This window comes from Schlesneria paludicola DSM 18645, assembly GCF_000255655.1.
GTDB lineage: Bacteria > Planctomycetota > Planctomycetia > Planctomycetales > Planctomycetaceae > Schlesneria > Schlesneria paludicola.
Map to the genome: position 1 here is coordinate 339,631 of NZ_JH636434.1, position 26,217 is coordinate 365,847.

The 26,217-nt window shown below is 56.4% G+C and carries 20 protein-coding genes; 14 read left to right on the forward strand and 6 right to left on the reverse strand.

All coding sequences use genetic code 11. The annotated features are described in order from the left end of the window. Positions 1–46 precede the first annotated feature (46 nt). From OSO_RS0101685 to OSO_RS0101735, 8 genes are all read left to right on the forward strand, one after another. Positions 47–985 (forward strand): histone deacetylase family protein, encoded by a 939-nt coding sequence (locus tag OSO_RS0101685; RefSeq protein ID WP_010581848.1) that lies wholly within the window; start codon positions 47–49, stop codon positions 983–985. A gap of 403 nt (positions 986–1,388) precedes the next feature. Next, on the forward strand, positions 1,389–1,835 hold the full coding sequence (locus OSO_RS0101695; RefSeq protein WP_010581850.1) for a GNAT family N-acetyltransferase: 447 nt from the start codon (positions 1,389–1,391) through the stop codon (positions 1,833–1,835). Positions 1,836–2,061: 226 nt separating this feature from the next. After that, complete coding sequence (locus OSO_RS0101705; RefSeq protein WP_010581851.1) at positions 2,062–3,054, forward strand: NADP-dependent oxidoreductase; 993 nt, start codon at positions 2,062–2,064, stop codon at positions 3,052–3,054. A 137-nt stretch (positions 3,055–3,191) separates the two neighbouring features. Beyond that, positions 3,192–3,509, forward strand: a complete 318-nt coding sequence (locus OSO_RS0101710; RefSeq protein ID WP_010581852.1) for an ArsR/SmtB family transcription factor — start codon at positions 3,192–3,194, stop codon at positions 3,507–3,509. Next, on the forward strand, positions 3,502–3,963 hold the full coding sequence (locus OSO_RS0101715; protein ID WP_010581853.1) for an SRPBCC family protein: 462 nt from the start codon (positions 3,502–3,504) through the stop codon (positions 3,961–3,963). Before OSO_RS0101710 ends, OSO_RS0101715 begins: the two co-directional genes overlap by 8 nt. A 280-nt stretch (positions 3,964–4,243) precedes the next feature. Continuing rightward, on the forward strand, positions 4,244–4,558 hold the full coding sequence (gene groES / locus OSO_RS0101720) for a co-chaperone GroES (RefSeq protein ID WP_010581854.1): 315 nt from the start codon (positions 4,244–4,246) through the stop codon (positions 4,556–4,558). A 202-nt stretch (positions 4,559–4,760) separates the two neighbouring features. Beyond that, positions 4,761–6,380 (forward strand): chaperonin GroEL, encoded by a 1,620-nt coding sequence (gene groL / locus OSO_RS0101730; protein WP_010581855.1) that lies wholly within the window; start codon positions 4,761–4,763, stop codon positions 6,378–6,380. A 540-nt stretch (positions 6,381–6,920) separates the two neighbouring features. Beyond that, the gene (locus OSO_RS0101735) at positions 6,921–7,340 is read left to right on the forward strand and encodes a hypothetical protein (RefSeq protein ID WP_010581856.1); all 420 of its coding nucleotides are present in this window, start codon (positions 6,921–6,923) and stop codon (positions 7,338–7,340) included. 106 nt (positions 7,341–7,446) lie between these two features. On the opposite strand, the gene OSO_RS0101740 is transcribed toward OSO_RS0101735, so the two are convergent. The 6 genes from OSO_RS0101740 to OSO_RS0101770 all read right to left on the reverse strand — a co-directional run bounded on the left by OSO_RS0101740 (position 7,447) and on the right by OSO_RS0101770 (position 18,525). Continuing rightward, entirely contained in the window at positions 7,447–8,337 is an 891-nt protein-coding gene (locus OSO_RS0101740) for a transglutaminase family protein (RefSeq protein WP_010581857.1), read from the reverse strand. 60 nt (positions 8,338–8,397) lie between these two features. Next, on the reverse strand, positions 8,398–10,974 hold the full coding sequence (locus OSO_RS41745; RefSeq protein WP_010581858.1) for a circularly permuted type 2 ATP-grasp protein: 2,577 nt from the start codon (positions 10,972–10,974) through the stop codon (positions 8,398–8,400). Between the two features lie 114 nt (positions 10,975–11,088). Continuing rightward, positions 11,089–14,610 carry a transglutaminase family protein gene (locus OSO_RS0101750; RefSeq protein ID WP_010581859.1) on the reverse strand — a complete coding sequence of 1,174 codons (3,522 nt, stop codon included), beginning with the start codon at positions 14,608–14,610 and terminating at the stop codon, positions 11,089–11,091. A 202-nt stretch (positions 14,611–14,812) separates the two neighbouring features. Further along, the gene (locus tag OSO_RS0101755) at positions 14,813–15,844 is read right to left on the reverse strand and encodes an alpha-E domain-containing protein (protein ID WP_010581860.1); all 1,032 of its coding nucleotides are present in this window, start codon (positions 15,842–15,844) and stop codon (positions 14,813–14,815) included. Between the two features lie 170 nt (positions 15,845–16,014). Next, a complete protein-coding gene (locus OSO_RS0101760) occupies positions 16,015–17,508 on the reverse strand; it encodes a circularly permuted type 2 ATP-grasp protein (RefSeq protein WP_010581861.1) in 1,494 nt (497 codons plus the stop codon). A 459-nt stretch (positions 17,509–17,967) separates the two neighbouring features. Continuing rightward, on the reverse strand, positions 17,968–18,525 hold the full coding sequence (locus OSO_RS0101770; RefSeq protein ID WP_010581863.1) for an NUDIX hydrolase: 558 nt from the start codon (positions 18,523–18,525) through the stop codon (positions 17,968–17,970). Positions 18,526–18,639: 114 nt separating this feature from the next. On the opposite strand from OSO_RS0101770, the gene OSO_RS41750 reads away from it, so the two are divergent. The 6 genes from OSO_RS41750 to OSO_RS0101810 all read left to right on the forward strand — a co-directional run bounded on the left by OSO_RS41750 (position 18,640) and on the right by OSO_RS0101810 (position 25,966). Beyond that, positions 18,640–19,053, forward strand: coding sequence for a YidH family protein (locus OSO_RS41750; RefSeq protein ID WP_063710388.1), 414 nt, complete (start codon positions 18,640–18,642; stop codon positions 19,051–19,053). A 45-nt stretch (positions 19,054–19,098) separates the two neighbouring features. After that, complete coding sequence (locus tag OSO_RS47320) at positions 19,099–19,740, forward strand: histidine phosphatase family protein (RefSeq protein ID WP_010581865.1); 642 nt, start codon at positions 19,099–19,101, stop codon at positions 19,738–19,740. A gap of 180 nt (positions 19,741–19,920) precedes the next feature. Continuing rightward, entirely contained in the window at positions 19,921–20,313 is a 393-nt protein-coding gene (locus OSO_RS0101785; RefSeq protein WP_010581866.1) for a BlaI/MecI/CopY family transcriptional regulator, read from the forward strand. A 57-nt stretch (positions 20,314–20,370) separates the two neighbouring features. Beyond that, positions 20,371–24,708, forward strand: coding sequence for a M56 family metallopeptidase (locus OSO_RS0101790; RefSeq protein ID WP_010581867.1), 4,338 nt, complete (start codon positions 20,371–20,373; stop codon positions 24,706–24,708). Positions 24,709–24,899: 191 nt separating this feature from the next. Further along, positions 24,900–25,352 carry an NUDIX hydrolase gene (locus OSO_RS47325; RefSeq protein WP_157604946.1) on the forward strand — a complete coding sequence of 151 codons (453 nt, stop codon included), beginning with the start codon at positions 24,900–24,902 and terminating at the stop codon, positions 25,350–25,352. A 332-nt stretch (positions 25,353–25,684) separates the two neighbouring features. Continuing rightward, positions 25,685–25,966, forward strand: a complete 282-nt coding sequence (locus OSO_RS0101810) for a GlsB/YeaQ/YmgE family stress response membrane protein (protein ID WP_010581869.1) — start codon at positions 25,685–25,687, stop codon at positions 25,964–25,966. Positions 25,967–26,217 lie beyond the last annotated feature (251 nt).

A 26,217-nucleotide genomic window follows, 5' to 3' on the forward strand; every position in this document is an offset into this window, starting at 1 on the left:
AAGCGAGACTGCGGATTCGGTCACGCTGTCGAATTGTGAGATTGCCATGACGATTCTTTTTAGCGACGCTCGGTTTCAGGGCCATGAAACGGGAACGCACAAAGAATGTCCCGAGCGACTACGAGCGATCGACGCCGAACTGCTACGCACCGGGCTGGCGAAAAGATGCCAGATCCGTGAAACACGGTTGGCGACCGTTGACGAGATTGCACGGATTCACGATCGAGCGTACATCGGCCGTGCGGCACAGTTCGCGAAAGACGGTGGGGGTTGGATTGAGGCGGATACGTTTCTATCGCCGAAATCCTATGATGTCGCGCTGCGTGCGGCTGGAACGTCCATCCAAGCCATTGACGCGGTCATGGCGGGGCCCGATCAGCAAGCTTTGTGTCTGGTTCGACCACCGGGCCACCACGCGCTCGTCCATGATGCGATGGGGTTCTGCCTGTTTAACAACATTGCGTTGGCGGCGGATCATGCGGTGAAACAGCACAAGCTTCGAAGAGTGCTGGTCGTTGACTGGGATGTCCATCATGGAAATGGCACTCAGGACATTTTCTACGAACGTGATGATGTTTGGTTCCTGTCCGTGCATCGCTCGCCCTTTTATCCCGGGACAGGAATGAAGGACGAGACAGGCTCGAGGCTGGGGTTGGGAACCAAATACAACCTTCCCGTGGCGTTTGGAACGGCGCGCAAGGACTATCTGAGCCAGTTTGAGGCGATGTTGACAGATGTCGCCAAGAAGTGTCAGCCAGAACTGGTTCTGATCAGCGCCGGGTTTGATGCGCACGCCGAAGATCCGATCGGTTCATTGGGACTTGAAACCGAAGATTTCGGAACGCTGACGCATCTTGTCATGCAGGTCGCCCAGACCTATTCGCAGGGGCGCCTGGTGAGTTGTCTGGAAGGCGGGTATCACGTCAAACGGTTGGCAGAATCGGTCGCTTGCCATTTGACGACGCTATTGGCAAATCCGCGATAACGTCCCACGGAACTCAAATTACTCGGCGTCGGATTGTGCTCGTAATGTCACGATTTCGGCGCTGTTGGCAGACAATGTCGCACTGCGGGATGGCGGGATCTTTTTGACAAGTCCCGTTTGTGATTTGCGTTTGTAGTGAATAAATTCTGGATCGAGCGAAGGCGCGGGCCCACGATTCAATCGCTGCAGTCTGTGCGGCTTGAATTCATGCCAAAAGCTCGCACAGCCGGCGTTGAAAACAAGCATACCAATCAGTGCGCACTCCGCGACCGTTCGAGACGACATCATCGCCAGGATTCTCCGTCGATAAAGGTCAATATGTAGAGTCGGTGCAGGGAGAGACGCGGACCGTATTCGAAAGGTCCCAATTCGCCAAGGCGAGATTCAAGGCGGCACAGTTCAAATGAAAGAAAACCTGAAATATCGGTTCGCGGGTGTGTCGGATGCGGCAATTCTCGCAGAACTGAATCTGCAGCTGATTCGCGATGAGGGGCATCGCAACCCGATGTCCGTCGACGATCTGACGGTGCGAATGTCAATTTGGCTGAACGGCCAGTACCAGGCGGTTCTCTTCAAAGAATTCGACCAGATTGTCGGGTACGCTCTTTATCGGCATGAGCCAGATTTCGTCTATCTAAGACACCTTTTTGTCGTCGCCGATCGACGTCGTCAAGGAATTGGCCGACACGCGCTGGAATGGCTGAGGCAATCCGCCTGGCCGACAGCCAAGCGAATTCGAGTTGAGGTTCTCTTTAAAAACGAAAACGCACTCGCCTTCTGGCGATCCGTCGGATTCGGTGAATACTGCGTCACGTTGGAGCATCAGTTCCCTGAGTCAGGCACGAATTAGGATTGGAGGACGCGGGTAACAGGTCGCAGTCGAGGGCTTAGTAATCCTTCGGGAAGTTGTCCGCTGGGCAGGAAGACTCGCTACGCGCCGTTCCGGTCCACAAATCCTTCACAGCGTTGAAGATTGGGATGGCAATGGTGCAAAGATTGGCCAAAGAAGGTGCCGATGTTGCTTTCACCGAATTTCACCAAGCCGGACGATTGTTGACGGTGGATTGACCGCAAACATGAATTTCGCCGGTGCCCGAATTCTCGCGGGATACCGCAGCCGAGTGATCTTTCAAGGAACCAAAATGAAAGTTTGGCAGTGCGACGCGGTTCGGCCTCGGCCCGGATTGGTTCAATCGAATCTCAAGCCGCCAACTCCCGGACCAGGCGAACTTCTGATCCAGATTCACGCTGCGGGGATCACCCCCACGGAATTGCTCTGGTATCCCACGACGCACACCGCGTCGGGAGAGCCGCGGCAAAACGCCGTGCCCGGCCACGAATTCTCTGGCGTCGTCGCTGAAGTCGGGAAGGATGTCGATATTGCCGTGGGTCTGGAAGTCTACGGAGTGAACGATTGGTTCGCCGATGGGGCATTTGCGGAATTCTGTTGCACCCTGCCGACCTCCATCGCCGCCAAGCCCGAAACACTGACTCATGAACAGGCGGCGGCGGTTCCGATCAGTGCGTTGACTGCGTGGCAGGGTTTGTTCGATCGCTGCAAGCTTCTGGCGGGTGAACGCGTCCTGATTCATGGCGGTTCGGGGGCTGTCGGCGTCTTCGCCATTCAGCTCGCGAAATGGCGAAATGCGCACGTCACGACGACCGCCGCGAGTCGGAATCGCGAATTCTTGTTGAATCTCGGGGCACAGACCGTCGTCGATTATCAAAACGAGAGGTTTCAGGATCTGGGCCAAGAATTTGATGTGATCTTCGACGCCGTGGGCGGCGAGACGCTCACGGCATCGTGGGAAGTGCTTCGCCCGAACGGTCGGCTAGTCACGATCGCTGCGTCGGGCGAAGTGGAAACCGACGAACGCAACAAAAGAGCGTTTTTCATCGTCGAGCCGAATCAATCGCAACTGCTGCGGATTACAAGTTTGATCGATTCAGGAACTCTTAAGCCGGTCGTTCAGGCCGAGATTCCATTTGAGCAGGCGGCGGCCGCGATTTCGTCGAATGCAAAGCAGGGTTGTGGAAAATCCGTGCTTTGCGTTGCCCGCGATGCGTAACAAATCCCCGATGAAGTCATAGGTCCTCATCGTCGCAATTCAGCGAATTGTGTTTCATTTGCCGAGAGTTCACTCAACCATCGCTGCGGCTTGACATGCAACCACTTGGTTGCATAATTGTTTGCATGAACTCAAGGATGGACAACGCCTTCAAGGCGCTCGCTGACTCAAGTCGCCGCGTGTTGCTCGATCAACTCTTTACGAGGAGCGGGCAATCTCTCGGAGAACTCTGTGAGCAGCTCGATATGAGCCGGCAGGCAGTGACGAAGCATCTGAAGATTCTGGAAGCGGCTTCGCTGGTCATGACGGTTCGCCGGGGCCGTGAAAAACTTCACTACCTGAATCCCGTTCCGATCCATGAGATCGCCGATCGCTGGATTGGAAAATATGAACAAAGCCGACTCCGCATTCTCGCAGACCTCAAGCAGACTCTGGAAGGTGACTCAATTGGCTAAATCTCAGTTTGTTTACGTCACATATATCCGCACGACGCCCGAGAAATTGTGGCAAGCTCTGAGCAGACCTGAATTTACTCGCCAGTTCTGGTGCGAGACATGGCAGGACTGCGAATGGAAAAAGGGAGCCACTTGGAAGATCGTGGTTCCTGGAGGGCGAGTTGCTGATTCGGGCGAGGTTGTGGAGATCGAGCCCGGGAAGAAACTCGTCTTGCTATGGCAAAACCATCTTGATCCCGAGATGACGGCTGAAGGTTTTTCACGACTGACCTACGAACTCGAAACAATCGGCGATTCGGTCAAGCTGACGGTTCAGCACGAAATGGATAAGCCTGATTCGAAACTGATCCAGGGCGTCTCGACGGGTTGGCCGCATATCCTCTCAAGCCTCAAGTCGTTACTCGAAACCGGCCATGCGCTCAAAGAAACGAGCCAGTGGCCGGAAGGTCTTTGACACAAATGATTCGGTTAGCCCTCCAAACCGTCGCCTTTTTAAGGCAAGCATTGCTCTGTCAGATTGGCAGCCGAAACAATTGCGGGTCGCCCTGCTGAGCCACGTTGGCAGAGGTCGTGATTTCGTCAATATCTGCAAAGCACTTGTTTCATGAGACTTATGGCTGATACGTTTTTTTGGCGCGCCGTTCGCTAGGCGATCTTCCGTCTCGTGGTGTCGTTTGTGGGATCCGTCCCGCGTTGGAAGACTGAACGCGTTTCGATTCTTGGAGTATGGTGAGATGGCAAAGAAGAGTGGCTCGAACGACCCCAAGCTGGTCCCGCTCGGTGATCGAGTGGTTTTGAAGCGAGCCGAAGCGGAAACCAAAACCGCTGGTGGAATCGTTCTGCCGGATTCCGCAACGGACAAACCGCAACGTGGTGATGTCATCGCAGTTGGTGAAGGACACGTGAAAAGCAACGGAACGAAGGCCGCCCTGACGGTGAAGCCTGGCGATCACGTCATTTTCAGCTCCTACGCTGGCGACGAATTCAAGGTTGGCGACGAGACGTATCTGCTGCTGCGCGAGAGCGACATTCTCGCCATTTATGGCTGATGAATGAGTCTGGCTCATCCGTGTCAGGCGGACTCTCGCTCGATGATCCGCCTCGAGCCGAATTGAAATTTTCGGGTCCACGTGACAACCGAGCCAGACCCGAAAAAACAGTAATTCCGATTCGCAGTGAACGCCAAAGTGGGACTGCTGCAGTTTCGGATCCGACGTAAAACTGACAATTTAAAACCAGGAGTCTCTCCGAATGGCAAAGATTATCGCCTTTGATCAGGAAGCGCAAGAAGCGATGCGCCGCGGCGTGCAGAAGCTCGCCCGCGCCGTACGCGTTACGCTCGGACCTCGCGGTCGCAACGTCATCATTGAAAAGAGCTTCGGCTCACCAACGGTCACCAAGGACGGCGTGACGGTTGCTCGCGAAATCGAACTCGAAGACAAGTTCGAAGACATGGGCGCACGCATGGTGCGTGAAGTCGCCAGCAAGACTTCCGATACCGCTGGTGACGGCACGACCACGGCAACGATCCTCGCCGAAGCAATCTACTGCGAAGGCTTGAAGGCTGTTGTCGCCGGTGTGAACCCGATCGACATGAAGCGCGGCATGGACAAGGCCGTCGAGCAAATCGTCGCCAAGCTGAAGAGCATGGCTGTCGAGTGCAAGAACAAGAAATCAATCGCCCAGGTCGGTACCGTTGCTGCGAATGGCGACACCGAAATCGGCGGAATCCTCGCAGACGCGATGGAACAAGTCGGTAAAGACGGCGTCATCACCGTCGAAGAAGGCAAGTCGCTGACGACCACCTATGAAGTTGTCGAAGGGATGCAATTCGACCGCGGCTACCTGTCGCCCTACTTCGTCACCGATCCAACGTCGATGGAATGTGTGCTCGAAGACGCATATGTTTTGATCCACGAAAAGAAGATCACGAACATCAAGGATCTCGTTCCGGTCCTTGAGAAGGTCGTCAACAGCGGCAAACCGCTCTTGATCGTGGCCGAAGAAGTCGAAGGCGAAGCACTCGCCACGCTCGTGATCAACAAGCTGCGTGGCACCTTCAAGATCGCTGCCGTGAAGGCTCCTGGATACGGCGATCGTCGCAAGGCGATGTTGCAAGATCTGGCGATCATGGTTGGCGGACAGGCGATTTTCGAAGACCTGGGCATTCAGCTCGAAAACGTCCAGTTGTCGGATCTCGGTCGCGCCAAGCGAATCGTGATCGACAAGGACAACACGACAATCATCGAAGGCCTCGGCAAGTCGGCCGACATCAAGTCGCGAATCGAACAAATTCGTCGCGAATTGGCCGCTTCGAGCAGCGACTACGATCGTGAAAAGCTTGAAGAACGCGTTGCCAAGCTGTCGGGTGGTGTGGCTCAGCTGAACGTTGGTGCTGCAACCGAAAGCGAAATGAAAGAAAAGAAGGCCCGCGTCGAAGACGCTCTGCATGCGACTCGCGCCGCTGTTGAAGAAGGTATTCTTCCAGGTGGTGGTGTCGCATTGCTGCGTTCGTCGCTCGAACTCAAGCCAACGGGCTTGAACGAAGACGAAACGACCGGTTTCAACATCATCGTTCGCGCTTGCCGCGCTCCATTGACGCAAATTGCGAACAATGCCGGTGTTGACGGTGCCGTGATCTGCGAGAAAGTCGCCGAGCACAAAGACGGCCACGGTTACAATGCTGCAACTGGCAAGTACGAAGACCTGGTCAAGGCCGGTATCATCGATCCTTGCAAGGTGACTCGCAGTGCGTTGCAAAACGCCGCCAGCGTTTCGACCCTGTTGCTGACGAGCGATGCTCTGATCGCCGAAAAGCCAAAAGACGCCGACAAGAAGGCCGGTGGCCACGGCGGCCATGACGAAATGTAATCATCCTGATTGGGTTCCCAAGCAGAACGCAGTGACCTCAAGTGACCGCGATTGAAACGGGGATTCGACAGTTTAGATGACAGAAAACAGCCCGCACATGAATCCATGTGCGGGCTGTTTCGTTTGACGAGTTCGACTTGAGGGTATCCTTGAAATCCTCGTTACCAAGCTCCCAATTAGAAACGCCTCTTCACACGAACTTCCCCATCGCGGAGGGACCTGACACGGTCCAATCTGTGCATTTCCGAAATCGAGGACGCGTCTGCGAGGCACCCAGGACACTCGTCTACTCGACAAAAAACGAGAGCGCATGAGGCAAGGTCATGCAAAAGCTTGTCGCGAGAGAACGAGAAAAACCAGCAGCATCAACGGAAATCTTGGATGCCTTCAGAGTTCCGCATGGAGCAGAAGCTGATGTGCTGCCGATGGGTGCAGGCCGGGGACTTCCAGCACATCGACCACGGAAGATTGCTGCCCTCTGCAGACTTTTGTAACTTATCAGTGCGTGAGGGCCACAACATATCACGGGAGCGATCTGCCATGGCTGGGCGGAATTCCGATTCGGGGCGGCAGGCCGTCATCTGGCTGGCGACGTCGTTCATCATTTTAATTGGTGCGGCCGCTACGGCTTTCGTGATCATGGCCGCTACCCGCGAAGCGCAAGATCAGTATTTTGTCTGGTTGATCTGGGGTGGATGCTTTGCCGGCTTGTGCGTGGTCTTAATTCTGATCAGCATGCATTGGGAAGAGCCGATCAATCAGCTCAAGTTCTGGTTGACCTATCAGGAACGAAACGACGCCACGGATCTCTATCGCGCGGCACGACGACGCCAAGAGGCCCGCGATGAGCTTGGCGGCAATCAACCACCAACCATCGAATCCGTGCGTGACGCCGCCGAGCACGGTGGCGCCTGGGTGCCTCGCTCGTCGGGCAGCAAGCCGCGCTCGCGAAAACCGTGACCACACGGACAAAAGCGATGTCGGCTCATTCGTGTGACGCTGTGATTCGCTGCATCGCCCGAGGTGTACTCGTCGAAATGTCCGACGTATGCCTGTAGTGGCCTGATCAAGCTGGCTGATCGACTAAGATCTGCGCGACATCCACTGACACCGTCAGAATCTGCGAGCCACCCCCGGTCAAAACGCCCTGAATCGGGCAGACGTCAGAGTAGTCACGCCCCCAGCCAATCGTAACATGTCGTTGCTGAGGAATGACATTGTTCGTCGGATCAAGATCGATCCAGCCATCGCCTGGGCAATAAACAGACAACCACGCATGCGACGCGTCGGCGCCGATCAGCTTTGGTTTTCCGGGAGGCGGCGCCGTCACCAGGTAACCGCTGACATACCGAGCCGCCAGACCAAGGCACCGTAACGCACAGATCTGCAAATGAGCAAAATCCTGACAGACGCCTCGGCGCAGCTTCATGACTTCACGCGTTGGCGTGCTGATACTGGTTGTCGTTGGCGCGTACTTGAATTCGCGAAAGATCCGTGACATCAGATCGAGAGCCGCTTCGAGCAGCGGCCGTTTGGGAGTAAAGCTGACGAGTGCATAGTCGCGGACTTCGTCCAATAGCTGTACGAAGGGCGATTCAAAGCGAAACTGCGCCAACTGCCGCATGTCTGGTGATTCCGCACGGATCAATTGATCGCGTACCTGTTCCCACGGCTGCGTGGCGCCGGCAATCGGAAGTTCGCGCGGAGCGATGCTGACTCGACTTCGTGCCGTGATCTGCAGTTCATGGTGCGGTTCTTCAAGCGAGAAGTACCAGACTTGATTGCCGAAGGCATCGATGCGGGAACGCCGACGAACAGGATCGGGAGCGATGTCCAGCTGAAAGCCGGCGCAGGACTGAAACGGTGTCTGCCGCGGTGTCAGATGCACCTCGTTCTGGCACAACGAAACGGCATCCGCGTAGGAATAGATCGTTGTATGTCGGACATTGTAATGCATCGGCTGTTTTCAGCTTTCAGTCTTCAGCGAGCTCTGAATCCTGAACCCTTAAAACGTAGTTCACGCACGACGGGGGATCTGCAACTGGGCTTCAAGCTGTCGCGAATCAACGGTGTGAGTGAGGTAGGTATGCGAGATACTATCGGACAATGCTCGCAATTCGGAAGCGAGTCCCGACAGGAATTCGTCGAGTTCCTGCCGGTCATTGGTCCCATTGACCGTGCAGAACGATTCAACATCGGCCAGACGTAACGTCGCCTGCGCGGACAGGACGAGTTTTTGCTCGGCCGTCCGCACGATGTCCGATTCATCCCGTGCCAAACTTCCGACGTGCTCGGACAGCGCCATCAGTTGAAATCCGACAGCGCGTGGATTCGATTCATCGGCAAGCACAAGGTCCAGTACGGGCGCCAACTGCAATGTCGTCAGGTAACGATAGCGGTAGGTCATGGAACTGTCCGCGATTTCGAGCATCGCCTCGAGGCGCGGCAAGACGTCGGTCTGGGCGTCGACAAGTAATCCGCGGATCACACGCAAGGTCTGCAGCGCACGTTCGATTCTCCGGCCAATATCCAGAAACCTCCAGCCCGGCCCGCGCGTCATGCTGTCATTGCAGAGACCACTAAAGGCCGACAGCCATGTCAGCAACTGATTCAGTGGCGCTAGCGCACCCGCCAGATCCGACGACGTACGCATCGCCGTGGCGCTGTGAGACGGGGGAAAATCGAGTTGATTGATAATCCGCCAGCCATCCACCGAAATTCGGTCGCGAACGACCGATGCCGTACGCTGAGCGGCGTCGATTGTTTCCAGCAGACCGTACGTTCGATGGGGATCGTGCAGATAGAGCCAGACCGAATCGATCAGTGTCTGTCCCAAGCGAGCCTCATCCACCGGAACCTTGGACAAAGGTGATTCACCGGGTTCGTCCATCGCGAGCACGATTCGCTTGAGATCCGTAAGCCGGGCCGGCTGCAGTTCCGTGGTCATGCGAGCCACGACGCAGCGCGCATGCCGTACTTTCGCTTCGGTCCGTTCGATCAAACGGCCAAGCCAGAACAGATGGTCGGCGGCGCGGCTGGGAAGGTCGTTCGAACTGCGACGCAGCTCAAGCGCCGTTTGCTTGGGGCGCAGCAGTGAGACCGGCTCCACTGGGCCATCGGCCAAGACCCAGACGTCTTTGCTGCGCTGACCGGCCGCCATTGATTCGTTTAGCGTTTCCGAACGCATCGCGACTCGGGATAATCCTCCGGGCATGACCTGATAGTCGCCGTCCGTTGCGACCGCGAAGGCCCGCAATGTGACATGCCAGGGCTGCAATCGATCGCCGCTCCAGACAGGCGCGGTCGAGCCAACAACCGGCTCTTGTGCGACATACTGGCTGGGACGAGTTCGCATATCCGCGATCAGTCTTGCACGCTCTTCGTCCGTCAGATTCGCACCGATATGCACCTTCACGTTGTGGTGACGGAACGCCGGGCGAATCACCAATTGATCCAGATGAGCTTCCACATATTTCAAATCGTCCGACCGACCACACCACCACGTTCGAATCGACGGAAGCTTCAACTCTTCGCCCAGCAGGAAGCGGCATGCAGAGGGCAAGTACGCTTGCAGCAAAGGGGCCTCGAGAAATCCGCCACCCAGGGCATTGGCGACAACAACCTGCCCGTCACGAATGACCTGAAGGAGTCCAGGCACACCGGCCGGAGAATCGGGGCGCAATTCCAGCGGATCGCACCGGCCATCGCCAATGCGGCGAAAAATCACGTCCACGCCCAGCAGTCCGCCCAGAGTTTTCAGGTAGACCCCATCGCCGCGAACCGTCAAATCACCGCCTTCGACCAGTGTGTAGCCAAGATAGCGGGACAGGTAGACGTCTTCGAAGTAGCGAGAACTTCGGGGGCCTGGCGACAGCAAGACGACGCGTGGATTCTCGCGATGATTGCGTGCCAGACTGGCGAGCGTGTTCTGGAGCGAAATGAAGAACGACGCGAGCCGGACAACGTTTTGTTCTTGAAACTCTTCCGGCAGCGTCCGCGAGACCACAATGCGGTTTTCGACTGCATACCCGGCCCCAGACGGTCCCTGTGAGCGATCCCCCAGGGCGATCCAATTGCCGCTGAGGTCGCGCGCCAGTTGTGCGGCATACCAGTGCAGAAAGATCCCCGCAGGGGGCTGAATTCCGACACACGGCAGCAGATATCCAGGATGCTCGAAGAAGGCATTCGGAGGAAGCACGCCCGATCGCAGCAGGTCTTGATTGCCGTAGACGTCTTGCAGAATTCGATTCAGCAGACGGGCGCGCTGCGCGATGGCGTCGGCCAATGGATTCCATTGGTTGACCGAGAACATCAGTGGAACAGGATCGAGCTCCCAAGGCCGTTCAAGGTCTTTGGCTGCTCCGTAGACGTTGTACGTGACGCCATTTTCACGCAGGAAATGCTGCGTTTCTTCCGTTCGTCGCACCAGCCCCGACGTACCACCCGTATTCAGACTTCGTGCCAATCGCGACCACGCCGGACGAATCGCCCCGTTTGCGTCGAGCATCTCATCGAAATGTGGCGCAGGGGGCTGGTAAAGGGGCGTGATTTCGCCGGCCAGGTGAGCGCTCACCGCACCGGTGTTATCATCCATGGGATCGGCAACTCCTTGTCGTTCGATAGGGCCGTGCGTGGCGATCCATACACCTCAAAGTAGCGTTTGCTACCGCAAGACGCTTCCACCGCATCATGGCCTGTCGGATTGTCTTCATGATCTTCTCAGGTCCAGCGTGAACGGGAAGTCGGCATTCAATTCGACCTCGGGTGTCGGCTGGAGCCCCGGAGTGTGACCGATTTTGAAGAATCTTGCTACACGACGACTTTCCGCCTCGTAGGCATTCACGGGGAAGGTGGCATAGCTGCGTCCACCAGGATGCGAAACATGCCAAGTCGCCCCACCGAGCGACCGCTTGTTCCAGGTATCGATCAGATCGAAAACCAGCGGTGTGTGAACGCCGATCGTGGGGTGCAGGCACGACGGCGGCTGCCAGGCGCGGAACCGGACGCCTGCGACGAATTCCCCTTTCGTCCCCGTCGGATGCAGCGGCACGCGGCGGCCGTTGCACGTCACCACATACCGCGGATCGGTCAGCCCGCTGACTTTCACCTGAAGACGTTCAACCGAAGAATCGACATACCGTGCGGCCCCCCCTCCGCCAAATTCTTCGCCCAAAACGTGCCAAGGTTCAATGGCCTGTCGGAACTCCAGATTCACTCCGGCCAAAGTAAACTCGCCAATCAGCGGGAACCGGAATTCGACATGCGGGGCGAACCACTTACGATCAAAACGGAATCCCGAATCGGCGAGATCGTCGAGGACCTCGTTGAAGTCCTGTTCAACGAAGTGAGGAAGCATGAATCGGTCATGCAGCGTCGTACCCCAGCGAACCAGTTTTTCGCGATACGGCTTATTCCAGAAGCGGGCAATCAAGGCACGCACCAGCAACTGCTGCGTCAGGCTCATTCGCTCGTGCGGAGGCATTTCGAATCCCCGCATTTCGACCAGTCCCAATCGCCCCGTCGCACTGTCTGGAGAGAAAAGTTTGTCGATGCAGAACTCAGCCCGATGCGTGTTACCGGTCAGGTCGGTCAACAAGTGTCGGAACAGCCGGTCAACCAGCCATGGCGGACAAGGCCCGTCCTCTGGAACCTGCGAGCAGGCAATTTCTAGTTCGTACAGTGCTTCATGACGAGCTTCATCAATACGTGGCGCCTGACTCGTAGGGCCGATAAAGAGTCCCGAGAACAAATAGGACAGCGACGGTCGATTGTTCCAGTAGCAGACGAAACTTTTCAGAAGGTCTGGTCGTCGGAGGAACGGGCTTTGCGCCGGTGAAGGACCGCCCAAGACGATGTGATTGCCACCACCCGTCCCGGTATGGCGACCATCGAGCATGAATTTCTCGCTGCTCAACCGTGATAAGTGCGCTTCTTCATAGAGCGTCGTTGTGTTGCGAACAAGTTCCGCCCAGTTTGTGGCCGGTTGCAGATTGACCTCGATCACACCGGGGTCTGGTGTGACCTTGAAGTGGTCGACGCGATAGTCGTAAGGCGGCGTATAACCTTCGATCCGGACTGGCATCGACAGTTCGTCGGCGGTGGCTTCGATCGCCGACACTAGATCGAGGTATTGCTCGATTCGCTCAAGCGGCGGCATGAAGATATGAATCACACCTCCGCGAGCTTCGACACACAGCGCCGTCCGCACAACAGGTGAAAACAGATCACCAATTGGCGATTTTGAAGACTCACCGTACAGGCCATTTGAACCATTTGAGCCGTTCGAACCTTCGTGCGTTCGGCCAAGCCGTCCGTTGTGATTGCCATGACCAATCCTGGTTCCATCTGAGCCGAGGGCGGCCTCGTCGCCTTCGATCAATGCCGGTTCCAGGTCATTCATCGAGCGCTGCACGAAGTCCAAGATCCGGCCGCGCGTCTGCAGAACTCGTGGCACCGCGGCGGATTCGTGCGATTGAGACGGAATGAATCCATTTTCTGGCGCATGAAGTTGTGCCTGAGGGCGCGATGCGGTGGTCGGCAGTGCACCACGTTCTGCGAACGGATCAAGTTCGATCACCTGTGGACGTTCATCGGGATGGATCCAGGGCAGCGAATCGAGTGGCAGGCGATAACCCATGGCGGAATCGCCGGGAATCAAGAACATGCGAGTCTGTCGCAGATACCAGGGACCGCTGATCCATCGCGTAAGATCGGTTGCCGAGCTGTTCGGCGTGATCGGCAGAACGTAACCCACGACGCGGGCCAGTCCTTGCTCGTAGACGCGGGCAATTCGCGCCCGCTCTTCCTCGTTGTCGAGTCGTGAGTCGAATGGATCGACGTTGGCAGGCAGCTTACGGGCCTTCCACAAGTAGTACCAGGTGTCCTCATACCCTGGCAGGACATGGTCTGCGCGGACCTGCAATTGCTCGGTCAGCATATACATGAAATCGCGAGCGTCGTTTTCGTCGTACCCATAGTCGCGATTGTCGTCCGCGATCAAATCGGGCCGCGTCCAGATGGGCTCCAAGTCTTTGCGCCAGTAGCAGCCCAGCGCCCATCGGGGCAGCGATTCACCGGGGTACCATTTACCTTGCCCAAAATGCAGCAAAGGTCCATTCGCAAAACGCTTTGCCAGCCTTCGGAACAGCGTACCAGCCAGCCGTCTCTTCGATTCGCCCAACGCGGCCGTGTTCCATTCGGGCTCTTCACGATGATCGATCGACACGAATGTGGGTTCACCACCCATCGTCAAGGTCTTTGGGCCCAAGGCGAGATCACGGTCGACGTCCTGTCCAAGCCGTTCGATTTCGCGCCATTCATCCTCGGTGTATGGCTTGGTGACGCGTGGATCTTCGTGAACGCGGGTCACCGTCATATCGAACCCGAATTCCACTTCGCACGGATCCACGCCACCACTGATCGGTGACGCCGATTGGGGATCGGGTGTCGCCGCGAGCGGAATATGACCTTCTCCGGCCAGCAATCCCGACGTCGGGTCGAGCCCTACCCAGCCAGCACCGGGCAGAAAGACCTCGGCCCAGGCGTGCAGGTCCGTGAAATCAACGGCGGTCCCCGAAGGTCCGTCGAGCGACGCAACGTCCGCTTTGAGCTGAATCAAGTACCCCGAAACGAATCGTGCGGCCAGGCCATAGTGACGCAAAAGCTGCACCAGCAGCCAAGCCGAATCGCGACACGAACCACTCTGCTTGGTCAGCGTCTCTTCGCAGCTTTGAACGCCAGGTTCCATGCGAATGACGTAGCGAACCGCCTGGTTCACATACTGGTTGAAATGGACGATACTGTCGTTCGTCGATTCTTTACTGTGCGGCGCACGACCGACGAACGAACGCATGATCGTCGACAGAGGTTCCGTCGCGAGATACGGCTGAAGCTGAGTCTTCAGCGCGGGGGAATACTCGAAAGGGAACTCGGTCGCTTCCGGTTCGAGGAAGAAGTCGAACGGATTGATGACCGTCATGTCGGCAATCAGATCGACTTCGACGGAAAGCTTCTTCGTCGCATCAGGAAAGACGAGCCGCGCCAGAAAGTTCCCATACGGATCTTGCTGCCAGTTGAAGAACTGCTTTTCCGGCTCGACTTTGATCGAGTAGCTGACGATCGGCGTCCGACAGTGAGGGGCCGGACGCAAGCGGATCACCTGGGGCGACAGAGTCACCAACCGGTCATACGTGTAGGTCGTCTTGTGATGCAGTGCGACGCGAATCGTCATGATCGAGTCTTTCGCCTCTTGGCTTCAGGGGGGGGGCGTTGGGTGCTGCGTCTGGATGCTGAAGGTAGCAGCATCACGGCACTGTCGTGTTGTTTCGGACGTTTTGGTCAGGACCGTCGTGGGTTGCGGGCGAGTCGTTGATCTCGCGGTCTGCGATGCGATGTCGGCGTTTCAATTCGACGCAGAGCGAGCGTTTGTGGTTTCATCCCTGAGATTGGGATTGGTGACCGCTTCCTTGCGACTGTTCACTGCGATTTGAAGTCTGGCGATTCGATTTCAGCGGTTTGACGTCCGGCTCGACGGAAAAAAATGTGTCAGAGATCGCGATTCCAACTTTATTCAGCTTCTGCTGGAACTGATCGATGAACTCGTGCAACCCCGTCGTAAAAATCTCTTCGATATTTGTGTAATCCAGTTCCGCTCGCAGTCGGCCCATCTGCTGTTCCGCGGGATTGAAGAAGTTGCCGCGGGTCCCACCGGTAATTGCCAGCAAGGACTGTTCGGCATTGCCGATACAGAACCGAACCGCGCGAGGAAACTCGCGATCCATCAGCAGAAACTCGGCCACTTGCCGTGGAGTAATGCGTCCATGGGCCTTGCGGTACATTTCGAGCGCACTCGCCGACTTGAGCAGCGCGGCCCACTGATTGGTATCAAGTTGTGTTCCGACGTCGGAAACCTGTGGCAGTAGCAGGAAGTATTTGACGTCCAGGATGCGCGAAGTCTTGTCTGCACGCTCGATCAATTGCCCCATCCGATGGAAGTGCCAGGCTTCACCGTGCGAGAGCGTCGATTGCACGACCCCGTCCAAGGTATATGCCGACAACTTGATCTGCGTGAAGAAATCGAACGGTGACCCGAGCACCTGCTGCTGCGATGCGGTCTTCACCGAGAGATAAAACTTGTTCATCTCTTCCCACATCGGCGAGCTGATCATGTCGCGAACGGTACGAGCATTTTCGCGAGCCGAACGCAAACAGCACAGAATCGAATTCGGGTTGGCGGTGTCGAACGTCAAAAACTGGATGACATTCTGCTGCGTCCCCTCGGGGTATCGCTCTTGAAATTCGGTGTGATCGCCCGTGGTATAGATGAGCGGATCCCAGTGGCGGTCCATCTCGGGACCGACATCCAGGGCCAGATTCAAATTGACATCGATGAATCGAGCGACATTTTCCGCTCGCTCCACGTATCGGCTCATCCAGTAGATCGAGTCGGCAACGCGGCTCAGCATGACAAAGCTTTCAATTCAACTCTTGGTGATCGTCTTGGGGTCGTCGTCGGTTCGCAGCGTCTATCGTCGTGCTTGGACTGACTCAGCAGCGACTCATTGCCGAAATCGGCGTTCATCCGTGTGCCACTGGCTCTGCCCAGTGCTCTTTCGAAATCGTCGACATCAGACCTCTATGCCCGCGGCGTCCCGTTCTTGAGAACCCATGTATCCTTGCTGCCGCCGCCCTGCGACGAATTGACGACCAGCGATCCTTTAACAAGTGCCACACGGGTCAATCCTCCAGGCAGAATGTAAATGTCTTCGCCGTAAAGAATGTAGGGCCGTAAGTCGACATGCCGGCCCTCGAGCCGATCGCCGACGATCGTAGGAACACGGGACAGTGAAAGTGTCGGCTGGGCAACGTAGTTCCGCGGGTTAGACAGGATCAGTTCACGATATTTGTCGAGCTGTTCCTTCGTGGCGCGCGGGCCGACCAGGATTCCGTATCCACCGGATTCATTCGCTGGCTTAATAACCAGTTCGGGCAGGTGATCCAGTACGTATCCTCGTTGTTCGTCGTTCGCGCACAGATACGTAGGAACGTTGGGCAGCATCATTTCTTCGTTCAGGTAATACTTAATCATCTGCGGAACGTACGCGTAGACCGCCTTGTCGTCGGCGATTCCGGTGCCCGGAGCATTTGCCAGGGCAACGCGACCGGCGCGGTACACGTCCATCAGACCGGGAACGCCCAGGCACGAATCGGGGCGGAAGGCGAGTGGATCGAGAAACTCGTCGTCGATCCGGCGGTAAATGACGTCGACCCGCTCCAGGCCACGCGTCGTTCGCATATGCACGTAGCCGTTCATCACGACCAAGTCCGGTCCCTGTACCAGTTCCACCCCCATCTGCTGAGCGAGGAAGCAGTGTTCGAAGTACGCGGAGTTATAAATGCCCGGAGTCAGCACCACGACGTTCGGTTCGTCAGCCGTGGGCGGCGCGATGTGCTGAAGCATCTTCAACAGTTGCTCGGGATAATCTTCGACCGGCATGACCGACAGCCCGTTGAAGAGTTGCGGGAATGTCCGCTTCATAACTTCGCGGTTTTCCAGCACGTACGACACCCCCGATGGACATCGCAGGTTGTCTTCCAGCACGTAGACCGTGCCGTCCGAGTTCCGAACCAGGTCGGTTCCGGTGATGTGGCACCAGATGCCGCCAGGTGGGTTCAGGCCAATACATTGCTTCAGAAAATTACGACTCGATGTGACCATGTACTCGGGGAAGATGCCTTCCTTCACAATGGTCTGGTCGTGGTAAATGTCGTTGATAAAAAGGTTTAAGGCCTTGATTCGCTGCTTCAGACCTGCGTCAATGAACCGCCATTCTTGGCTTTCAATGATGCGAGGAATCAAATCAAACGGCCAGATCTTCTCTGTGCCGGCTTCGTGGCCGTAAACATTGAACGTGATTCCCATATTCAGAAGAGCTTGGTCGGCGACGCGCTGACGTCGCGTTAACTCCCCTTCCGTCAATCCCTTAAGTCGAGACGCGAGCAGCTCGCCGCGTTCGCGCGGATGCCCGTTGTCGAGAAACATCTCGTCATAGAAACCAGTTGTCTCATACCCGTGAAAAATCAGGTCGGGTGAGCCGGGTCGGAGGTCAGAATCGGAGACCGCGAGCATCGTTCAAGTCTTTCTATTTGAGACTCTGATTTGTCGACGTTTGCCCCGACATTCGTTGAACTCCAATTGCATGGCCTCAAGAACAGGCAGCAATCGCTTATAGATCCAGCAGGAAATGCATTTCAGGGCTTACGAAGACGCCATTTCCATGAAAAGGCAACTCGCATGCCGTGACAATTCGCCAAAATTGCCCCTCTTCATCGCACATGGCGAATTCAGGTCGAAGAATATCTTCCAGAATCCGCAGTTCGGAGCAACTGCGAAATACCTCCTGCCCACAATTGGCTCGTCGGGCCCGGCGGGCGTCAATCGCGAATCGTCGCTTGCCGACGTTAGTGATGGCCTCCCCCCGCCCGGTCGCAATGAGCACGCGGCGTAGCGTCGCGATGACTGTGGTGGTGGTGGTTTGATCGTCATTTTGCCCGCGAGATCGATTCCCGATGCTTGGCTTAATTCGGATTATTTCTGATCGCGGCGACCGGGACGCGGTGACGAAGTGCGGCGTCTAGAAAAATGCAGACCTGCGTAGACTTTGCCGTCGATCAGCTTTCCTTCCGCGACCCGGTTGGCGAGCCACTTTTCGATTCCGCGAATCGTCGGACAATGGACGACGATGTTTTCCCCCTCGACACCACCGCCCGTGCTGACCTGACGAAGGTCGCGCGCGATGAAGAACGACGCGATTTCTGATGTCAGGCCGGGCGACGTGGGGCAATCGGCCAAGTGGTCCACTCGCTTGGCGGTATAGCCTGTCTCTTCAATTAGCTCACGCAGTGCGGAGGTTGCAAACGCTTCGTCTTCTTGGCCAGCGACATCGCCTGCAAGACCCGCCGGCAAGTCGATCACGGATCGTCCCACCGCAGCGCGAAATTGTTCGGTCAAGAGAATTCGCCGGTCCGGTGTGAGTGCAACGATCGCAACGACGCCTCGTGCATTCACACGTTCGACGAATTCCCACGTTCCTTCACGCACCAACTTCAAGAACTTTCCTTTTCCGATGACCTTCGCCATGGCCATTGCGAATCCTCAATATTTATCCGGAATAAATTTCGAGATGCGACAATAATGAGTTTAATCAGAATGAAACAAGTGCCCGATGTGCATGTTCTCTCTTCAACACGAGACCCCGTCATGAATCAGGAATCGAGCACCAGCGACCCGCGAGTCCCGCTCGCAGAACATCGGACAGACCTGGCCGAGTTCCGCACGCAACTGGCGATGGACCGCACGACGCTCGCGTGGATCAGGACGACATTGGCCATCGCGGGGTTTGGCTTCGGGATGGTCGGCTTTTTCCGGACGCTGGAAGAGAAACATCTTTCGCCCGAAACCATCAGGCTGCATCAGGGGGCAATCCGAATGGGGGCCGCATTGATCATCCTGGGAATTGCATCCACCATGGTCGCAGGGGTCTCTCACTTCCTGACACTTCGAAGGCTTCGGCGCGGTGAGCCCCTCATCCTGACGCCATGGCCGTTGAGCATCACGGTCGCCATGCTGCTCTCCGTGATCGGGCTCGCGGGAATTTGGATGCTCTTTGCCTGATTCGTTGCCCTGGTTTCGCTGCGTTGCCAGGAGGGATTCGACCTCATGAAGAACCTGTTCCTCGTGCGTCACGCCGAGTCTCAGCATCACGTTGGCGAACTGACGGGCGGCTGGACCGACGTACCTCTTACCGTCGTGGGGCACCGCCAGGCTCGGCTGTTGGCTCAATTCTTCGCCGTACAGCTTCACGGCCGAAATGCTCAGGTGTACTCGTCAGACCTGAAGCGATGCCGCGAAACGGCCGAGCCGATAGCCAGCGCGCTACAGTGCAATGCCGTTTTCACACCCGAGTTACGGGAGCTGAACAATGGCACCGCCGCCGGTCGAACCAAGACCGAAGCGAGTAAACTCCGTCGTCCGCCCGTCGAGCCCATTCTCGATTGGGTGCCGTATCAAGGGGCAGAGAGTTGGCGCAACCTGTATCGACGGATCGTCACGTTTGCCGATGGCCTCAATCGGAATGACGATGCGGTAGTGATCCTCGTCACGCACGCGTACGCCCTGATTTGCCTGGTCAACTGGTTTATGAGGATTGCCGATGACAACCTTGTTGCCAATATCATGTACGACGCCGCGCCGGGTTCAATCACGCATCTCAGAGTCGGCGACCAGGACTGCCGGACAATTGGCTTCCTCAACAGTTCTAGCCATCTCGAGAATCTCTCTGAATGTCGCTGGAATCTCTAACCGTTTCAGCGAATCTCTTGTGCACCTCGCATCTCAAGCCGAGTTCTTCGCGATCGCACGGTCACTGGATGCGACTATTCGCGGGTGAAGTTGCTTCGAACGCGCGGCTCGGCTTGACTCTGCTTACACAAGTAGGTAAACAACGACATGCGTCGGGATTAGCAATGCAAGGAGTTCATCATGGCGACGTCACCCAAGCTTCCCGCGTTAACGGAACCGCAGCTCGAGATCATGCAGGTGGTCTGGCAGCATGAGGAAATTACCGTCTCAGACGTCTGGCAGGCGATCTCGGCCAAGAGGCCGGTTGCGCGGAATACGATCCTGACGGTACTTGATCGTCTGGAGAAACGCGGCTGGCTGCAGAAGCGATCCGTCGGCAACGTCCAACTCTACCGGGCTTGCGTGAGCGAGAAAGTTACGCTCACGCAAGCGGTGCAGCGATTGGTCAACACGTTCTTTGGCGGATCGTCGGAATCTTTGATGATGACGCTGCTCGAAGGGCGAGGAATCTCGCCGCAGGAAGCACAGCGAATTCGGCAGCAGATCGAAACCGCCCGCGGCAAAAAATCGTAGGTTCTTCGAAAGCCTGGTGTTCGGGGCTCAATTAAAAGCTCAACATGGAGGTGAGAGATGGGGCGGGTTGAAGGCACTCTCGTTGCGGTGACGGTCATTCTGCTGGCGGCCTGGGGCATCAGTCGACTGGTTTTCTCGCGACCTTCCCTGTGCGATTTTGTGTGGCGCACCGCGCTCATTCTGGTCGCTCTGTCGCCGGGAGTGGTGACGGGCCGTGCGGTGCTTGTGAATTGGCAATGGCAACTTCCGGTATGGCCAGCGATTGTACTTCCATCGTCCGATACGCAGACGATCTCTCGTTTGACACCCGAGCAACCGACGCCCGTTCCTGTGGCGAATCGAACTGATGGTGCCGGTCGTTTGCCGCCCCGCACATCCATCGAGACTCCTCCCGCCGGATCACGCGAAGAAATTGTGGACGCATTCACAATCACTGTGGCTCCAGCGGTGACTGCCTCCCGTGAATTTGTCTCCCATGAAACCCCTCAGCCGATCACAGTAAGTCCGACACCCAGGTGGTCGTGGATGAGTATGGTCGCGGCAATCTGGCTTGCCGGAACGGTTCTCCATTTGATGATGATCGGTGTCTCGGTGGGGAACGGATTCCGCCTGCGACGGACCGCGAAACTTGTGACTGATGCGGACTGTTTGGCTCTCAATCACGAGTGCGCTGATCGTGTGGGATTGCGATCGAGGCCCCGACTTTCTGCGAATCCGGCACTAGCCGGTCCTGTAGTGATCGGGATTTTTCGCCCGCAGATTGCTATTCCACCGAGTTTGCTGAGTGCAGACGTGCGACACGATCTCAGGGCCGTTCTGCTACACGAGTGCGGGCATTTGAAGAGATTCGATCTGGTTTTTGACGTCTTATTGCGCCTGGTGCTCGCGGTGTTCTGGCCGCATCCGTTGGTGTATGTCCTGGCGAGCGAAATGCGTCGGTTGCGGGAAGAAATGTGTGATAACTTCGTGCTCACCCAGGAATCCGCTCTTCAATATGCAGAGACATTGTTACGGGTCGCCGTCGGCAAACGCTTGAATGAAGCGTTCTTACTGGGCATTGGTGTCATCCCGAAAGCGCATCGTTTGGAGCAGCGTGTGGCGTCCCTTTTGTCGTCCGAGCGACGTGTGGAGACATCGGTGCCCCAGAGAAATCGACTGTTCGTGGTTAGCGGTGTGAGTGGATTGCTTGTGTTGAGTTTGATGATTCGCTTGACGTCACTTGCCGCAGCACCACCTTCGTCCACGGAAGTCCCCGCGGATGTGCTGACAATCGTGGATGACGAGAACGCGAAACCAAAACCAGCTTCGGCTCCTGCGGCGACCGAAGATTCCGTCAATCAGGCCTTGGAGAAAGCGTTGGCAGTTGCCAACGCGAACCCGGTTGAGATTGTGTTTCGTGTGCTCGACACGCAGGACAAGCCGGTCGCCGGGGCGCGTGTTCTGCCGAGTTTCGTCTCCGATTTTCGAGGAGCTTCCTGGGGGAACGATAACGTTGTCTGGCAAACTGTTGAGAGTGACGCCGAGGGCTTTGTTCGCTTTCGATTGCCGTCGGAAGTCGTGAAGCAAGCCATCCTCTTGCGGGGACTCAACGGTCGCGCCAACGCCGGGAGTTCACCCTGGGGATACGAATCCAATCGCATTCCTGAAGGGTTCCCCAAGAGTCTGCTGCAACTTGGGATCAGGCAGTTGTATTTGAAGGTGGATCACCCCGATCACCCACTTTGGTCGAATTTTCTCGAACTCCGGCAAGACGCCCAACTGCACTTGGCGGATTCCTACACCCTCGTGGTTCGTGGATGGCGTGTCGGCGAAACGGAATTGGCAACACGCGTCGTTCCGTGGCTTGCGGGCTCTTATTCGACAGACTGGACGGAAGAAGCGGGCGTCGTGACATATCGGCGCGTTAATCTCACAGACGAAGGAAGTCGTCCGTTTCTCCAACTGATTCAGTTCCCAGAACAAGGGACCACCTGGTTCAGTGACGTCATTGATCTGAAGCATCTCGCGGGCAACCCGATCTCATTGGACTTGACGTTGAAACGGGGAGTCCGCTTGGAAGGGCGCCTGGCAGACGATGTGCCTCGGCCAGTGAAAAACGGAAAAATTCAAGGAAAGATAGTTCCTCTCGTCGGCATTGATTCACAGAGAACCGCCTGGAGCGTCGCCGCAAAAATTGCGGAAGATGGAACGTTCGTGTTGGATTCATTGCCACCCCATCAAACATTGCAACTCATCGCGCTCTGCGACGGTTGGAATTCTCGCACACCGTCCCAGGCGGAATTCGAAGAGTTCCAGGCAAGCAACCATTTTCCCCGTGGAGAGATCGGATTCGCCGGTGCATCCAACTTGTTTCCACAGTTGGTTCGTGTGGATGAGACCGACATTCACGAGCGGGCCGTGCCCATGGTGCGGACAGCGTCGTGCGAAATCACGGCCGTCGACGCACAGAATCGCCCAGTCTCTGGGGTAAAGGTGCAGTTTCACCCCAATCAAATGTTCTTTCATTGGGGGGCAACCGCGCTGAGATCAGGCCAAGACGATGCCACGCGACTTCGCGAGCAGCAAATCAACGGGGATCGTGACGATTCAGATTTCAATCATCGAAAATACTCTGCAGATACGGACGCAGATGGAAAAGTCACCATCGTCGATTTACCTTGCGTCGCGCCCGATGCTCCATCCAGCTATAATTTGGCGACGTTCTTCGCGACGCATGAAAAGTACGCCGCTCAATCGTCCTCCGTCCTCGAAAATATGCCAAAGATCATGGGGTCACCGTTCCTGGGGGTCATGCTCACTCCAGGAAAAAGAACACAGGTGACGTTGCACATGGAGCCCCAACCGGCCCTTCAGTTTGATGTGAAATCTGAGCTGGCCGATGACGAGTTGTCGGCCTCACCTCCTGAGCACTCGACCGAGCTGTCTGGTCGAGTCGAGGATTACGAGGGCCATCCACTCGAAGGCGTCAAGGTGCTTCTGGTCGATGAAGATTGCTTCGAAATTCGAACCGACGCTCAAGGGGAGTTTCATCATCGCTTTGATCCGGAAATGATCGAACCGGGTGAAGAGGCGGTGATTCCGTTGCGTTTCGTGAAAGAGGGCTTTGCCCCCACTTTGAGAGACGTTCGGATTGGTTCGGGCCAAATGACGATTCAATTGCATCGCAACACATGGTTTGAAGGCACTGTCCACAAACCGGATGGAACGCCCGCAGCACACGTGCCCGTTCGTGCCTTTCACGAGAGTTATAGTTCCAGTATTCAGTCCGAACTGTATCTGAAAACGGAAACCATGACGAACGCGGACGGGCGCTATCGGTTGCTGGTCGAGCCCGCGGAGTATCGCATTGTCGCTGGACATGCTGCCGCTGGAGTGGCATGGGTTCCACTGAACCATTCCGGAAGTAAAGCTGAACGGACTAAAATGTCGATCTTCGACAACGAACATCGGCCGCTCGACATTCAATTGGAACCCGGTGTACGATTTGTCGCCGAGCTGATCGATCGGCAATCGGGTCAACCGATATCTGATGCCACGCTCATTCTGTATGACAACGCAGACCTAACCGGAAGCAGCGGCAAGAGTGATGAGACAGGGATTGTCACCTATCCGGCACTCCCGTCCGGCAAGCTCACTTTCCAGATCTATTCCCCCAATCACCTGCGATGGGCGTCTGAACAAGCGATACCCGTGTCAAATGGTGAACAAGCTCGTTTCGTTCCCTCGAACAACAAACTGACATTTGAGCTTCGCCCCGGGATGTCACCCGTTCAGATCCAACTGGAATCCGGCGTCGAAGTTAGCGGTATTGTGCTTGATCCACAGGGCCAGCCGGTTTCCAATGCGGAAGTCCATTTGGCGGTCGATTCGTCAGACACAAACTCCAAAGGAATCACGGACTATCCTCATCAGGTTAATGATCAAGGCCGATTCCGATTCCTTTTGCCTCGCAGCGAAACGCCGACCTATCACCTGATTGCGCAGCAGCGACAACGCAACAATGTCGGAATCAAATGGGCAAGCGGTATCAGTCGGGCATTCGCCCTTGAGGTCGGATCACCGGTTCACGATCTGGAAATTCGTCTCACCAACCCGGGAACCGTTCGTGGACGAGTCGTCAATCGCCAGGGGAAACCAGTAGCCTCGATGTTCGTGCAAGCGTCTACAGTTGGCTTGCGAGAGCCATCCAATTCTTGTCCATCGACGATCAGCCGGCGCGACGGAACATTTGAACTCCCGAACCTTCGCCCAGGTCGCTATTGGTTCCATGGAAAGTCTGTTCCCATCGAATCCGATGCGGCCCAAGTGCAGCCTCAGGCGGAAGTGCGATCGAATGAAGTGAGCCAAGCCGGCGACGTCTTGATTCCTGTGGATGAAGCCGCCCGCATCGAATGAGTTTGGCGAATGCGGAGTCAACTTCAAGTTCAATTCCGTTCGCTCCGCCCCGTCCCCAAAACGGAAATCGGACCGTGTCGTCGATGCGTCGCGGAGAGCTTCGTCCGCGTTGGGTGGCAACTGAGGTACCGTACCCTGACTTCAAAACGCCTCAAAAATCACCTATGGATTCGTCAGACACGGAGATGGAAATGGCAGGCGATGTGGCAAGCGGCTTGCGTGGGCCTCGAGTTCGGATCGGGGGATTGGTGTTTCGTGGCCGTGAGATCCTAATCGTCGAGCATTGCACCGGTCCTGAGCGGTGGCGCTGTTTTCCCGGTGGCGGGCTCGAACCCGGCGAGACGTTTGAAGACTGCTTACGTCGCGAACTGGACGAAGAGCTTGGCCTGACTTGTGAAGTGGGTGAACTGATTGCGGTGGGCGATGTTTTCAATTCCGGCGGTCACTCGGTGGAGCTGTACTTCAAATGCACCGCAGGCAAAGAAACTCCGCAACCACGATGTGCAACGATCTCAGGAGCTTGGTTTGTTGATCCACTCGATCTCGCGCCATGGAATGTGTTTCCCCTTGAACTCGCGGCCGATGTCGCAAAGTGCGGGGCTGAAGGATTGATGCGCGTTCGCAGCTATGGTCGATTCCAGTAGGGACGAGTCCAAACTTCGACGACGATGAGAATTGGTTCGCGCATTGAATGCGTGCCATCACCCATTCGATCATTCTGGTCGCCGACCGCCCACGATGCGAATGACGCGTGTCCAGGCTGGTTTCAAACCGGTCGGATGGATCACTTTCGCCGCCGATTCATGAAGGCCAGCCCCTTCGACATGTTGCCGCTTCTGCGTTGAAAAACGCCGGAACAGTATTGAATCGAGTGGGCAAACGGCAAATGGCATCGGAATTGCGTTACGTTGCTTTCATTCCAGACCGACTGATTGAATTCGGTCATTGAAACCGACTTGTGGGGGGAGAGATTGACATGCTGGCATTCATGTGGTGGATGGTGATTGGATTGGTGGCGGGATTGTTCGCGCGGTTGCTGGTGCCCGGCCGTCAGCCGATGGGAGTCCTCCTGACAATGTTGCTGGGGATGGCAGGATCACTCGTCGGGGGATTCATCTCGTCGGCCGTGTTTGGATACTCGCCAGCAGACCCGAATATCCATGCCGGCGGGCTGTTCCTTTCAATCGGCGGAGCGATGCTGTTGCTGGTGATCTATCTCAACATGAATCGAAGCGGTCGCGTTGGTCCGCCGCTGTGAGCGGCATTGCATGATTCGGTTATCCCGAATTTCGAAATCACACGCGGGGGCAAGTCGTCGAGGACGATTTGCCCTTTTTTCGTTTCCGACGCCTCGCCCCGGCTCGTCCAGATGTTGTTTGTCGAAAAGGCTTCGAATCGCACGTTCGGATTGAGTCTCTTGGGAAGCTCTGATTTTCGCTGGAACTGTGGCGGGGTATCATGAAAAGAAAACGGCAGGTTTGCATGAACATTGTTTAACGTTCGCGCTTC